Genomic DNA, 14,312 nt, shown 5'->3' with positions numbered 1-14,312 from the left:
TTTACTACTTACTTTGTTAGCTTATCTTTTTTTGCTGTCTGAATCATGATAACCATGATAATCAGGATGTTCAGGATACTTAATCCTGCCTTATCCTGTTAATCCAGGGTATCCTGATTCAGACAATTTATTCAAGCCACATGGGAAGGAATACTGTAAAGCAAGTTCTCTTTCCGACAATGCTTTCAAGTGTGATACATCCATTATGTGCCCTGACAATTCCCAAAGCAACAGCAAGTCCCAATCCCCTGCCCGTGAATTTTTCTGAATAAAAAGGGTCAAAAATTAATTCAATTTTGTCATCTTCTATCCCTTTGCCCGTATCCACAATGGATATAGATGCATATGAGGCTTCCGATGGTTGGAAATCAACAGGAAAAATATAATCGCCTTTGATTTCAGAAGCCAACACTTTTTTCGTTATGATGCTTAATTCTCTTATATTTTTTTCCTCCAAAGCTTCCAACGCATTTTTCAAAATAATATCTAAAACTCTCATAATTTGTAATCCGTCAGCCATTACAAGTAGAGAGTTTGACTCTATTTCGATATTGATTTTAACTTTTTGAGATGAGTTTTTGGTTAAATGCAAAATTCGACTTCGGCATAACTCTGTTATTTCTACGCACTGGTGGTTTTTTCTCGCGTCCTGCCCAATATATGTCAACATCAACTGACTCAATGAAGCCGCTCGCCTTGCTGAACGCTCAGCCTCATTGATATTTTCCATGACAGGGTGATCGGAGGGTAAATCTTCACGTACCAGTTCAAGATTTCCCATAGTGATCATAAGAATATTATTAAAATGGTGAGCCACAGAGCCAGCCATACGGGAAAGGCTTTCTGCTTTTTTGTTGTGAAGAAGCTTTTTTTCCATCTGCTTACGTTCGGTAATATCTCGGGTGCTGAAAATAAATTCCTTTGGTTCTCCTTTTTCATTCAACAATAGCTCTCCGACGGTTTCAAACCAAAGGTAATGACCATCTTTGTGTCTATATCTGTATTCTACTCTATCTTTCCCAGCCTTCTTTGAAAGCGCAATGAATCTTTCCATAATATGTGGGAAGTCATCCGGATGAACAAAGTCCATAACATTTTGTCCGATCAATTCATCAATGGAATATCCCAGGATCAATTCATGTGATTTTGCAGCAAATGTGTATCGACCTTCCAGATCCGTCAATGAAACCATGTCGAATAAATTGTCCATAACCCGCTCCAAAAGTAGCGTTTTTTGGTACAAATCATTTTCCGCTTTTTTTCTTTTGGTTATGTCCTGATGGGTGCCTATTATTCGAACAGCTTTTCCATGTTCGTCTCTGTACACAGCCTGTCCACGTCCCAAAATCCATTTCAGGCCTCCATCCTTAGTCTTCATGCGATATTCAACTTCAAAGGAATCTGTGAAATTATTAACACAGTCGAAATTTGCTTGATAAGCTACTTGTTTGTCGTCCGGGTGTATGAGTTCCTGCCAGTCATCTACATTTTTTACAACATCGGTAGCATTATATCCAAGCATGGATGTTAAACCAGGGCTACAGTAAATATCTCCAGTTGTTAAGTTCCAGTCCCATATTCCGTCTTTTGAGGCCTCCATGGCCAGGGAAAAGCGCTCTTCACTTTTCTGTAGAGCATTTTCTACCTGCTCCAACTTTTGTACTCTTTTTTCCAGTTCTTCGTATGTAGGCTTTTGCTGCATTGATTTTACCTTTGATTGTAGTGTTCTTTCAAGGTTTGATTGTCGGGTAGGAAAAAGATCCAACCTTTGCATTGCCTATAAAATCACCCGACATTTTAATTTTTAAGAAGCAGTTGTCAGTTAAACCTTGAAAGAACATTCGCTTCTACAAATTGTCTGAATCAGGATATCCTGGATTACTCAAAGTCGATACCTATGATCTTTAGAGCCTTGTCAACACTGTCTGAATCAGGATACCCAGGATTAACATGATAAGGCAGGATTATTCATCCTGAACATCCTTTTCATCCTGGTTATCCTGATTCAGATCAATGCAAGAGCTGCCCAAAAATATATCAAAATATTGATTTTGAAAAGTTAATAAAAGTAAACCGTCATGGCCGGAGTCCGGCCACCCCCGATCATGGAAATAATGTATCTATTTCCACGGTAAAATCGTTTTGTGTTTTAAAATAAATGGGTAAGTTCCTTAACACAGATTCCCAAATCAACGTTAAAGATTGTCTGTCTCATCCTCGGTGGAAATATAGCTCTTTATACAGTGATCCTCATATGGAAGCGCTTTTAAACCTTCTCCGGCAGCCGCAAGCTCTTTGACATAGTTGACAAATGAGAGGGCATAATCAAGGTAGGTGTCGGTTCCTTCTCCACGTTCTTGCTGTACCGTGGCAAATGTTGTATATCCGTCTTTGCCTGCACCGATATAGTTATTGGTGACAACAACGTACATGCTGTCATTTTGAAGATTAGAATAGGTTTTGGTTATCCGATCCTTGAATTCCAGATTATACACTCGGTTGCCGTATGGCTGGGTGGTATCAACATCGTATTTCAAGGCATAGCAGTAGGGGAATGAGCCAGTGGAGCCACCTTGAACGATGTTTTCAATGGCATCTTCAAGTACTTGCTTGATTTCAGAACCGTACATTTTTATTTCAAACAGTGTATTGGAGAAAGGAAGCAGCGTGTATGCCGTGTCATAGGTGAGTTGTCCCTCAAAAATACTGATGCGGACACCTCCTGCATTCTGGATGCAGATGTCAGCATTGGGATCCTGCTCATAAAAAGCCTTGGCCACAATGGGTGCGATGTCACTTCCAAAGGGTAAGGTCACGCCGTTATATTCATGGTCAGGTACTCTGTTGTGCAGCAAATCCTCATTTGCCCAGCCGATAACGGTTTCACCCAACGCATCCACCTGGGAGGAATATGTTGCGATGATGGCTGCCAAATACTCATCATCAGCCGTAATATCAAGCTTCGGTTCTGAATCAATGATGGCCTGAACAGTGGCAAGTTCTTCACCTTCAAGCGTATAATCGTATCCTTCGCTGTCCTGACGGGTAAATGTGTCGCCTATTATCAGATGGGGATTTCCAGAACAACTCTCCAGAACATCATTTAAAAAGGTTACATTTAGTTCTCCCAGTACTTTGCCGTATTCCCATGCTTGTACCACACAAACTGTGTCTCCATCCAGATTTTGTACCATTGTGGGGTACTCGCCGGAGCTCTCCAGCCCGTATGCACTGAAATCTCCCAGAAGGGTGTGGGAATCACCATCCACGATGATATCGATGTCGGTGACTTGTGCTGCCAGATCCTGTGCATTTCCATAACCATAGTGACTGAGTACGATGATTTTTCCGATTCCTTGGTCTTTGAGTTCATTCACGGCAGCCTGGGTGGATATAACTTCGTCGTTGAAGTATATATTAGAACTGGGTTGAGAAGAATTCATGGTTTTTCCGGCAATTGTCAATCCGATGATGCCGATTTTTTCACCGCTAACTTCAGTGACCACGTAGGGTGAAAAAAGGCCATCCAGCACATTACCCGTTGACACTTCAATGTTAGCGCTGATCAATGGTGTATCCATCATCCCAATAAATTCCGCCAACCATTCATCTCCATCGTCAAATTCATGGTTACCGATGGCCATGGCATCAAACCCGATGGCGTTCATGACATCGGCATCAGCCTGCCCTTGGAAAAGGGTGTAGTAAAGGGTACCTTGTACTGCATCGCCGGCATGCAGTACCAGGTTGTTTCTGTTTGGTTCCTTTAGCTCGGCAATCTTGGCTGCTATCCGTGCCATCCCTCCGACTTCACATCCGGTGGCCTCTCCGTTAAAGGAGAGTTCGATATCAGACGTGTCCAGATTGGAGTGGACATCGTTGATATGGATGATTTTGAGGGTCATTCTTGAATCGTCATCACTGTTACATCCTGACCACAACATTGTCATGCTGAAAAGGAGCAACAGAATTTCGGGAATCTTGTACTTATACGCCATGTGTTTCATTATTTTTCTCCTGGTTTATGGTAAATGGATTTGTTTGATGATTTCGCAAAAAGTCCGGTTTGGGCAAAATTAAAAACATAACATACTGAAATTATTTGCTATAATTTAGTGGATTCAAATTTTTTTTACAAAATCATCAATTGCGGTTTGATCACAAAATTCTGGAAGCCAGTTCGGAAAGATGGGATCTTTCACCCTTGTGCAGATTTACATGGGCATAGAGTGGCTGATCCTTCATCTTGTCGATAATATATGCAAGTCCATTGGTCTGACTGTCGAGATAGGGATGGTCAATCTGGTAGATATCTCCTGTAAAGACAATCTTGGTCCCCTCCCCTGCCCGCGTAATTATTGTTTTCACCTCATGGGGTGTCAGGTTCTGGGCTTCATCAACAATAAAGAAGACCCGGACAATACTTCGCCCTCTAATATATGAGAGAGGTGTTATGACGATTTTCTCATTTTCAATAAGCTCCTTTATTTTGTTATTCTGGCCGTTCCCGTCATTTTGCTGGTTCTGTAGTACCAAAAGGTTGTCATATAAAGGCTGCATATATGGATCAAGCTTGGAGTTGATGTCTCCTGGAAGAAATCCGATATCCTTGTTGCTCAAAGGAACGATGGGCCTGGAAAGAAATATCTGGCGATATTGTTTTTTCATCTCCAGTGCTGCTGCCAGGGCAAGAAGGGTTTTCCCTGTACCTGCTTTGCCGGATATTGTCACTAAGGGAATGTCTGGGTTCAGCATGGCGTTAAGGGCAAAAATCTGTTCCGCATTTCTCGCCTTTATGCCGTAACAGAGCCTTGATTCAAGACGTTTGATCGTGTCGGCCTGCTTGTCGTAAACGCCGAGAACAGAAAGACTGCCATTTTTAAGAACAAGGTTCTCATTGGCCATAAATGGGTTGCTTCCGTTTAGACGCATGGATTCCACATGAAAAGGCTCTGAGTACATCTCCTTTATGATTGAACTCTCCACTCCTTCAAGAATTCTGATTCCAGTATTAATTTCTGACAGGTTGGCCACATAGTTATTCTGGTAATTTTCAGTTTGAAGGCCAATGGATCGAGCCTTTAATCTCAGGTTGACATCCTTGGAGACCAGCACAATTTGTTGTGCTTCATCCTTATTTTTTTCTGCCAGTTGATAGGCGACATTTAGAATTCTGTTATCCGAGTTCCCGCCTGCAAAGCTGTTTTTGATTGTGTCATGGATTTCTCCGTCAATTACAATGGATATTTTGCCTCTGTTTTCACCAATGGGAATGCCGCCATTAAAAATTTTGTCACTGCTTAAAGAATCCAGAGTTCTTAAAAAATCCCTTGCATTGCAGTTTATGATATCCTTTCCCTTTTTAAACCTGTCCAGCTCCTCAATCACCGTAATGGGAATAAAGATGTCATGTTGTTCAAACTGATAAATACACGAGCTGTCATGGAGAATGACGTTGGTGTCAAGAACAAACTTTTTTTTCATGGAGTTCTCCGTTGGTTGGATAGATTTTAAAGTTCCGTTTTTTTATATGAAAGTCTCAGTAAGTGACTGTTTTTAAAAAGACTTTCATCTCTTCATTTGTGGCGGTGAATCGCCATGTTGGTTAAATGCCAATGAACACAACACTGAAATGGACACAACACTGACTTGTAAACCTTCACACTGAACGGTTTGCACGATTATATCGGTAAAAAATACTACACAAATGTTAGCTCAATGTTATGTTCAGGCTAAAATTTCATTAGAAAGGAACAAATTTTTGGGTTGCCTTTTAGTATGTTTCATTTTCCGGTTTACACTTTCCTGATGCAAAGTCCCATTTTTGGGGAATCTCGCCCCAAAAGTGTAAAGTACTTTTATTGATATACTCAAAATCGACATCTTACTGCTTTATCAGTAGTTATTGCATTTGTCTGAATCAGGATAACCAGGATGGATAGGATGTTCAGGATAGATAATCCTGCCTTATCCTGTTAATCTTGGGAATCCTGATTCAGACAGTATTGACAAGGTTCAAGATGTTATAGGTGTAGATTTTGAGGATATATGAAGCATCCAGATTTTTATCATATAAAATTAACTCATTTATAATCATTCCCTAATATTCTTCGTTTATATTGCCCAGGAAATTAAGCATGCTCTCTGTTTTCATTGAAATGGATCATTGGGGAACATGTTGAAAAATTATCTACAGTTTAAATTGTCCATAAGTTTAAACTTAATGACTACACTGAGGGAGAAGACTATGAAAAAAATCGGGACAATTAAATTAGGTGTCAAATTTGTTCTGATATTTATGGCTGCCGGTCTGTTACCCCTTTTTATTTCAGGGGTTATTTCTGTTAACAAGGCATCCAGTGCGCTTTCAAATACTGTTTATAACCAGTTGAATGCCGTAAGGGATATCAAAAAGAACAGAATTGAACAATTTTTCGGCGCATGTACTAATGATATGAGCATGATGGTGGAACAAATTGACCTGATGAAAAAATCAGCATTTGATCATCTTTCAACCATTCAGCAAATGAAAAAAACGGAGCTGGAGAAGATCTTTAAACAGATAGAGCATGATATAAGTCAGCTTTCCACCAATGAAGAGATTTTTTTTGCCTACCATGAATTTCAAACATTTTTTGACAGTAATTCCATTTATGAAGCTGCAAACGAATCCGCCTTTCAAAACCAGAAATATGCGAGTGAATTTTCAACGGTTTCCGCAAAAATTGACGATATGTATCAGGGATTATGGCTGAACCATGAAGTGTCCTTTGGAGCTGTTGTGGATTATACAACTTATAAGGATCTTTTTATCATCAGTGCAGATGAAGGTGTTATCCTTTACCATTATGGTTATAAACCTGGTCGTGGCAAGCCGTTTGTTCATCTCTCACAACCCCCTTTTAATGAGGAAGGTATTGCCAGGGCATGGAAAAAGGTAATGAGTTCCAACAACATTGCGATTGAAGATTTTTCTCCTGTTTCGCAATTTATTGCTGATGACAACAAGCAAATAAAAACAGGGAAAAGTGAGACAAAAGTCGATATATCTGTAGGTGCAGAAGCAAAGGGATATGCTAGCGGGAAAAAAATAGAAGAGAGCATGTTTGTAGCAGCTCCGGTACACGATGATGCAGGAAAAATTATCGCAGTAGTTGCCCTTCAAATAGCAGGTGACAGTATAAATGCCTTGGTACAGCAGCGTGAAGGCCTTGGCATAAGCGGAGAGACATATCTTGCAGCTTTTGATGGCGATCGCATAGAATTTCGCAGCGACATGCAAACCATGGGAAATGGTACTTATGTGATAGGAAGAGATCTTACTGACTTTGCGCCTGATTATCTGAAAAAGACCCTGGCAGGAAACTCTGTGGAAGATCTGTTTGTCGATTCAGCCGGCAATCCGGTACTTGTTGTCAGTGACCTTGTTACTTTAAATGAAAATATTGCCTGGGCAGTGATAAGTAAAAAGAGCCTTGAGGAGGCACTATCCGGCAAGGTCAGTACTGATGTGGCAAACAGTGCCATCGCCAATGTAACTGATACCACAAATGAAAAAGATTATTTCCAGACCTATATCGAGACATATCAATACCATGATTTTTTTCTGATCAACAACCAGGGATATCTGTTTTACTCGGCAGCAAAAGAGAGTGATTACAGAACCAACATGTTCAATGGACCATATGCCGAGAGTGGATTGGGAAAACTTGCAGCAAGGGTCTTTGAAACAAAAGAGTTTGGTCTCTCTGACTTTGAACCCTATGCACCGAGCAATAACAAACCAGCAGCTTTTATTGCCAAGCCTCTTCTTCATGGCGATGAGGTGGAGCTAATAGTTGCCATGCAGCTTTCCCTTGATGCAATAAATGACATTATGCAGGAACGCTCCGGCATGGGAAAAACCGGAGAGACATATCTTGTGGGTAATGACAAGCTCATGCGTTCTGATACATTCCTGGATTCTGCACACCACTCTGTTGAAGCATCATTTGCAGATCCGCTAACCGGAAAGGTTGACACAGATTCTGTACGCAAAGCCCTTTCGGGCAATCAGGGAGAAGAGATAATCACAAACTATAAAGGCAATAGTGTACTTTCGGCTTTTGCTCCTGTGCAGATAGGGCATTTCACCTGGGCGCTTGTGGGAGAGATCAGCACATCTGAAGCCTTCTCTGAAATTGTTTCCATAAAATATCTAATGGCTGGGGTGAGTGCTGTAACAGTGATTTTTCTGTTTGGATTTGCCCTTTTTACAAGTCGTTCCATAACTCTTCCCATTAACAAAGGGGTTAATCTGGCCAAATATCTCTCCGATGGTGACCTGACCAAGACCATTGATGTCAAAAGAGAGGATGAAATCGGAACTCTTGCCCGTGCATTGAATGAGGTCTCCTCAAATTTGCGCCATATGTTCGGTGATATCGCCACAGGCGTTAATACTTTGACCTCTTCTTCAACAGAATTGTCAGCCATTTCCCAGCAGATGACAAGCAGTTCAGAACAGACTGCTGACCGCTCAAATACAGTTGCCAGCGCTGTTGAAGAGATGAGTTCCGGAATGCTCTCAATGGCATCAGCAGCAGAGGAGGCAACAAGCAATGTCCAGATGATTGCTGCTGCAATTGAAGAGATGTCAGCAAGTATCAAAGAGATTGCCGACAATACTACAAGTGGTAGTAGAACAACCGAAAACGCTGTTAAAAAAAACTCAAATTGTATCACAAAATGTGATGGCCCTTGGCCAGGCCGCAGATGAGGTTGGAAGAGTTACTGAGAGCATTAACGATATTTCCGAACAGACCAATCTGCTCGCTCTTAACGCCACCATTGAGGCTGCCCGGGCAGGTGTTGCTGGAAAGGGGTTCAATGTGGTGGCCAACGAAATCAAGGATCTTGCGGGGCAAACGGCTGTTGCAACAAGAGATATTGCTGAAAAAATCTCAAAGATTCAGATATCAACCACTCATACCATTGCCGCAATCAATGAGATTGTCGAGGTAATCAACGAAGTGAATATGGTGGTAGCCAATATTGCCGGAGCTGTTGAGCAACAGTCTGTCACAACCCATGAAATATCAAATAATGCCAACCAGGCTGCTTTGGGGATTAGAGAAATGAGTGAGCATGTGAGTCAAATAACAGTAGTTGCAACAGATATTGCCAGGGACATTTCCGAAGTAAATCAAGCTTCCCAGGAGATGAGTGCCGGCAGTTCACAGGTGAATATCAGTGCTTCGGAACTCGCAAGACTGGCGGACAAAATCAATAACATGGTGATATGTTTTAAAATATAATACTTTTTAGCATAATGGACATGGCGGTTCGCCGCCACAATCTAAAGGACGTATGTATGAAATTATCAAGGGAAATTAATCTTTTCATTATCGGAAGCATGGTTATACTGGGAACCCTTTGCGCTGGGGTATCCACCTACTCTCTTTATTATAACAGCAAGGCGGAGATGGAACATTTGAGCAATCTTCTTCTCAGCGAGAGGAAAAACAATCTCAGGGATCTTGTGGCAGGGGCATACTCGGTGCTGGCCACGGCAAATTTTTATGAACCAGCGCAAAATGCATTGAGCGACATGCGGTTTGGTGAAAATAATCAAAACCATTTTTTTGTTGTTGATACAGATGGCATGTTTTGGGTCTATCCCGAAAATCCGGATTTTTTGGGAAAAGTTAAAATGGATTTAAGCGATGCTGAAGGTACCCCCTACATCCAGCAGATCATTAATGGAGCAACATCATCCGGTGAAGGGGTTATTCAGTATAAAGAGATGTCCGAAGGTAGCAATGGTTTAATTACCAGGCTGGTTCATTATAAATATTTTGAAAAATGGAAATGGGTTGTATGTGCAGGCATGTCAATAAACGATATTGAGCATGTGCTTGCACAAAAAGAGAAAGAGCTTGAAAAGAGCATGCTCAGACAACTTGTTCAAATCTCGGTAATGCTTTTAGCGGCACTTGCTATAAGTACCCTTTTCAGCGCAAAGATGATTTCAAGGAGAGTCGTAGCTCCACTTTTAGCTATTAAGGATGCTGCGGAATCCATTGGTCAGGGAAATTTCAATAACACCATTGAAGTCAAGGGAGGTCAGGAAATCAGGCAGTTGGCAAAATCCATACTGAGGATGCAAAACAGCCTTGAGATATCCTTGAAAATGACAAAACAAATGAAAGAGCAGCAGAAAATTAGGTCATTGAAAAACTCTACGCAAACAATTAATAGCAAAAAGAGTGATCTCAAAAAGACAGACCTCAAATACAACGTGGCCGATGACCGAAAAATTCATAAAGTATCTTAACAAATTATCTTAACAAAGTATCTTAGCAAAGTATCTTAGCAAAGTATCTTAATAAAGTATCTTAATAAACGGACATGGCTGAGATTCAGCCACCCCCGAATATGAAAATTTGTATCCATTTTCACGGTAAAGTATCTTAATAAAGTATCTTAATAAAAGAGGGTGTTTATGTCGTTATTGAAAATTATATTCCCGATAAAAAAATTTTTGTTTGTAGCTTTTCTGACTCTTCTTATTCAATTCCCATTTGCTGTAACTGCAAAAGAGATAATACGGATTCAGGGCTCAACCACCGTATTTCCCATAGCCCAGGAAGCGGCAGCAACATACATGCAGACCCACAAAAATGTGGAAATAGTAACAGAGGGCACCGGTTCCGGTCATGGGATAAAAGCCCTGATTGACGGCACCACAGACATTGCCAATGCATCCCGTTTCATGAAAGATAAGGAGGCAAAAATGGCCTATGAAAAAGGTGCTATCCCCATTCCCTTCAGAGTCGCCTATGATTGTATTCTTCCTGTTGTTCACAAAAGTAACCCGCTTAAGGGTATCGGCATGGAGTACCTTAAAGCGATCTATGGCGGTGAGATCAAAAACTGGAAAGAGGTTGGTGGAAAAGATGCTCCCATATCAATTCTTTCAAGGGATACTTCATCGGGCACATATGAAGTCTGGAAAGAAAAGGTGATGGGAGATAGTGAAATAACTCCAGCCGTTCAACTGAAATCCTCCAATGGGGAAGTGAAAGAAGCCATAATGGATAATCCCGATGCCATAGGCTACATCGGCATCGGTTATCTTGATAATTCTGTGAAACCACTTGCTGTTGACGGTATCATCGGTTCTGAAAAAAGCGCTGTGGATGGAAGTTATCCAATTTCCAGACCCCTGTTCATGTTTACCAGGGGGTGGCCCACCGGAGAACTTAAAAGGTTTATCAACTACATGCTTGAACCCACTCTGGGGCAACATGCTGTGAAAAAGGCAGGATACCTTTCTGTTTATCTTCCGGCAACATCTCTGTCTTCTTTTTCAAAAACTGAACCATGTCCGGAACCGGTTCCCTCTTTTGATCACAAAAAGTGTCCTCCCTGCCCTGCATGCAATGAGTCAGCGTCCTGTCCTCCCTGTCCATCATGTCGGGAATCAACTCCATGTCCAGAATGCCCTCCCTGTGAATCTGTTCTGTCGCTATCTGGAGAATCCCTGTCTCCCCATGGCAGATTCGAGAGCATGGATTCACAGCAAAAAGTAATGCTGGTTCAGCAATACCTGAATAGTCTGGGATACTCAGTTGGTGCCATTGACGGAATATGGGGACCAAGGTCGCTGAATGCCTACATCAGATTCCAGAAGCTCCATAACATTGAACCTGTTTATTCCTCTATTGCCTACCCGGTTATTCAAATGATGGAAAAAAAGATTCAGAGAAAAGATAACATCACCAATTAACTCAAAATCGACATCTTATTGCTTTTTCAGAAGTTCTTGCAGTTGTCTGAACCAGGATAACCAGGATAACCAGGATGCTCAGGATAGATAATCCTACCTTATCTTGTTAATCTTGGGAATCCTGATTCAGACAGTGTTGACAAGGCTTACAAGATCATATGTGTCAACTTTGAGAATTAATCAATCTTTCTGCACCACTCTCCATAAAACTTACCTGCTTGTCATCTGTCAACATTTCCACCCTGCCACAGATTCTGTGGCAGGATCTCCACTCTTATGATAATTTGATTTTATCTCGGCATCTTTCATTTGTCGGTTTACACTTTTTTGAAAAGTGTAAACTAATTATGATTTGATATGAAGGATCTCTTTATCTCTACTCAAAATCGTCGCCTGTGGTATTTTGAGACTTTAATAAAGATCAAACATAAATCTAACATAATGCTAATATTACCTTGACGCCATAACCCTTTTTGTCATAAATTACAAAATTCAGACGGCAAATTCGCCGTTATTTGCATTTTAGCATTGAGATGACATCGGGGTTCAAGAGTATGATGGCTTACAGCTACGCATGGAGATCAGTTTTCAGTCCGGGAAAAGCGGTGGATTTTTTTCCGGAAAAAAATCCACAACCATTTGAAACAGGAAAAAGGGGGTTCAGCCGAACCAATGCCTGGTGGTTATCAGAGCTTTCACGTTTGATCTATGTAAAAGGTTTCAATGAAATCGACATTGAGCAGCAGACCAAAGCCCGAAATTATTATTTAAACAAAATGGGGCTGGAGGAGAAGTGGTTTTTTAACGGGAAATATGTTCAGTGTGCCATCATTAAAACATCTTCTTACCATGAAGACCAATTTTCTGTTCTTGTTTTCAGAGGTACACAGGGCAGATTTTCCAACTGGTATTTCAACCTTCATGCCACTTTGTCTCCATGGCCGTCAGGAGGAGAGGTTCACAGGGGATTCAAGTTAATCCTTATGGACGCCTGGGAGGCAATTCAACATCAGCTTGATTTCATCTCCGAACCTGTATATTACACAGGCCACAGCCTGGGAGGTGCCTTGGCAGTACTGGCCGCTTCCCTGAAAAAACCAGAGGCTGTTTATACTTTCGGTTCTCCCAGAATGGGCAACAGGGATTTTATTGAGTCCACAAAGGATATCGGGATTTACCGTGTGGTGACCCCCAGGGACATTGTTGCAGGGGTTCCTCCGTTTCCGGCTATTCAGCATGTGGGACAACCCTGTTACCTTGCCAATCCATCAGCCTCTGATTCACAACGTTCCTGGTTCCAGGCACCAGGTTTTCTTGCAGACCACTCCCCGCTTAACTATACCGTTCAATTATAAAAGCCCTCCAATACATAGCAATATAATTAAAAACTCAAAATTGACATCTTATTACTTTTTTGCAGTTGCGGAATTTGTCTGAATCAAGATAACCAGGATGAATAGGATGCTCAGGATAAATAGGATGCTCAGGATAAATAATCCTGCCTTATCTTGTTAATCCTGGATATCCTGATTCAGATATTATTGACAAGGCTCATAAGATTATAGTGTCGAATTTGAGTATAAAAACTGCCTTTACTGATTTTAATACAATATTAATACCAGTGTAATTATTCTCTAATCTTTTTCGGTTATATTGGTTTCAGTTTGATAAAGCAAAGCAAATTAATCCCGATAAAACCGTATGGAGGTAATTAATGCAAATGTTATCATTAAGTGGTACATCAGAAAAATATGTCAGTGACTATGATATTCCGTGTGTCGGAAAAGGCTCTTTCAGCACCTTAAGTGTTGACACCATTCTTGCAGAGGCATTAAAGGAACGTGATGAGATTCTATCCCGTTCTTCTTTGCTGAAGGAGTTTCAAAAAGAAATTGATACAGCCCTGAATGGCTTTACGGAAGTGAACCTGAGATTTGAAGGACTTGCAGATGCGGCAAGAAGTTTCAATAACAAAAGAGAGATTTCTGAAAGACTTGCAGAATTCAGAATTGAAATTAACAATCAATCAATTAATGGTTCAGCAAATTGATATCTCAAAAAAAACTGAATAGAAGAGTGAGCTTCCTAATTTTAATCTTTTCCGGCTTTCAGGAGGCCATAAGGGGCTGTCGTTTTGCATACCCATACCATTTCTTTACAATACTCTGGAGGGCATCTGGACGCACTGGTTTGGCTATGTAATCGTTCATGCCACTTTGAAGGCATTTCTCCTGAAAGCCTTCAATGACGTGGGCGGTCATGGCGATTACCGGAATATCAGGGTCAAGAGTATCTGAAGTTTTATCCCTGATGGCAAGAGATGCCGACAACCCATCCATAACAGGCATCTGCACATCCATCAATACAAGATCAAATTGTTCTTTCTTGAGTCTGTCAAGGGCAATCTTGCCATTTTCCGCGGAAACTACATGGTGCCCCATTTTATATAACATTTTTTCGGCGAGCTTGCGGTTAACTGCATTATCCTCAACTAAGAGTATTTTGGCTGAAAAATCTGAACATTGAATGATAGAGTTCTCTG

At 41.1% G+C, this 14,312-nt stretch carries 10 protein-coding genes; 6 read left to right on the top strand and 4 right to left on the bottom strand.

Features of this window, described 5'->3' with window-relative positions:
* Positions 1 to 127: 127 nt before the first annotated feature.
* From MTBBW1_RS26730 to MTBBW1_RS26720, 3 genes are all read right to left on the bottom strand, one after another.
* Complete coding sequence (locus tag MTBBW1_RS26730) at positions 128 to 1,702, bottom strand: PAS domain-containing sensor histidine kinase (protein ID WP_186441744.1); 1,575 nt, start codon at positions 1,700 to 1,702, stop codon at positions 128 to 130.
* A gap of 493 nt (positions 1,703 to 2,195) precedes the next feature.
* Entirely contained in the window at positions 2,196 to 4,007 is a 1,812-nt protein-coding gene (gene nadN / locus MTBBW1_RS26725) for an NAD nucleotidase (protein WP_080809937.1), read from the bottom strand.
* 151 nt (positions 4,008 to 4,158) lie between these two features.
* Positions 4,159 to 5,484, bottom strand: a complete 1,326-nt coding sequence (locus MTBBW1_RS26720) for a PhoH family protein (protein ID WP_080809935.1) — start codon at positions 5,482 to 5,484, stop codon at positions 4,159 to 4,161.
* 763 nt (positions 5,485 to 6,247) lie between these two features.
* Here MTBBW1_RS26720 and MTBBW1_RS26715 point away from each other — a divergent pair.
* The 6 genes from MTBBW1_RS26715 (at position 6,248) to MTBBW1_RS26690 (ending at position 13,820) form a co-directional block, all read left to right on the top strand.
* Entirely contained in the window at positions 6,248 to 8,758 is a 2,511-nt protein-coding gene (locus MTBBW1_RS26715) for a cache domain-containing protein (RefSeq protein ID WP_186441743.1), read from the top strand.
* Positions 8,733 to 9,296 carry a methyl-accepting chemotaxis protein gene (locus MTBBW1_RS26710; RefSeq protein ID WP_186441742.1) on the top strand — a complete coding sequence of 188 codons (564 nt, stop codon included), beginning with the start codon at positions 8,733 to 8,735 and terminating at the stop codon, positions 9,294 to 9,296. Before MTBBW1_RS26715 ends, MTBBW1_RS26710 begins: the two co-directional genes overlap by 26 nt.
* Before the next feature lie 56 nt (positions 9,297 to 9,352).
* Positions 9,353 to 10,315: a cache domain-containing protein gene (locus MTBBW1_RS26705; RefSeq protein WP_186441741.1), complete on the top strand. Its 963-nt coding sequence runs from the start codon at positions 9,353 to 9,355 to the stop codon at positions 10,313 to 10,315.
* A gap of 168 nt (positions 10,316 to 10,483) precedes the next feature.
* The gene (locus MTBBW1_RS26700) at positions 10,484 to 11,770 is read left to right on the top strand and encodes a phosphate ABC transporter substrate-binding protein PstS family protein (protein WP_080809923.1); all 1,287 of its coding nucleotides are present in this window, start codon (positions 10,484 to 10,486) and stop codon (positions 11,768 to 11,770) included.
* A 554-nt stretch (positions 11,771 to 12,324) separates the two neighbouring features.
* A complete protein-coding gene (locus MTBBW1_RS26695; protein ID WP_186441740.1) occupies positions 12,325 to 13,125 on the top strand; it encodes a lipase family protein in 801 nt (266 codons plus the stop codon).
* Between the two features lie 359 nt (positions 13,126 to 13,484).
* On the top strand, positions 13,485 to 13,820 hold the full coding sequence (locus tag MTBBW1_RS26690) for a hypothetical protein (RefSeq protein WP_080809916.1): 336 nt from the start codon (positions 13,485 to 13,487) through the stop codon (positions 13,818 to 13,820).
* Positions 13,821 to 13,878: 58 nt separating this feature from the next.
* Here the strand turns inward: MTBBW1_RS26690 and MTBBW1_RS26685 are convergent.
* A partial coding sequence (locus MTBBW1_RS26685) for a response regulator (protein WP_139786927.1) occupies positions 13,879 to 14,312 on the bottom strand: 434 nt, incomplete at its 5' end.

Origin of the sequence: Desulfamplus magnetovallimortis, from assembly GCF_900170035.1 — a bacterium.
Classification (GTDB): Bacteria; Desulfobacterota; Desulfobacteria; order Desulfobacterales; family Desulfobacteraceae; genus Desulfamplus; species Desulfamplus magnetovallimortis.
This window is presented reverse-complemented; position numbering and strand designations above follow the sequence as displayed.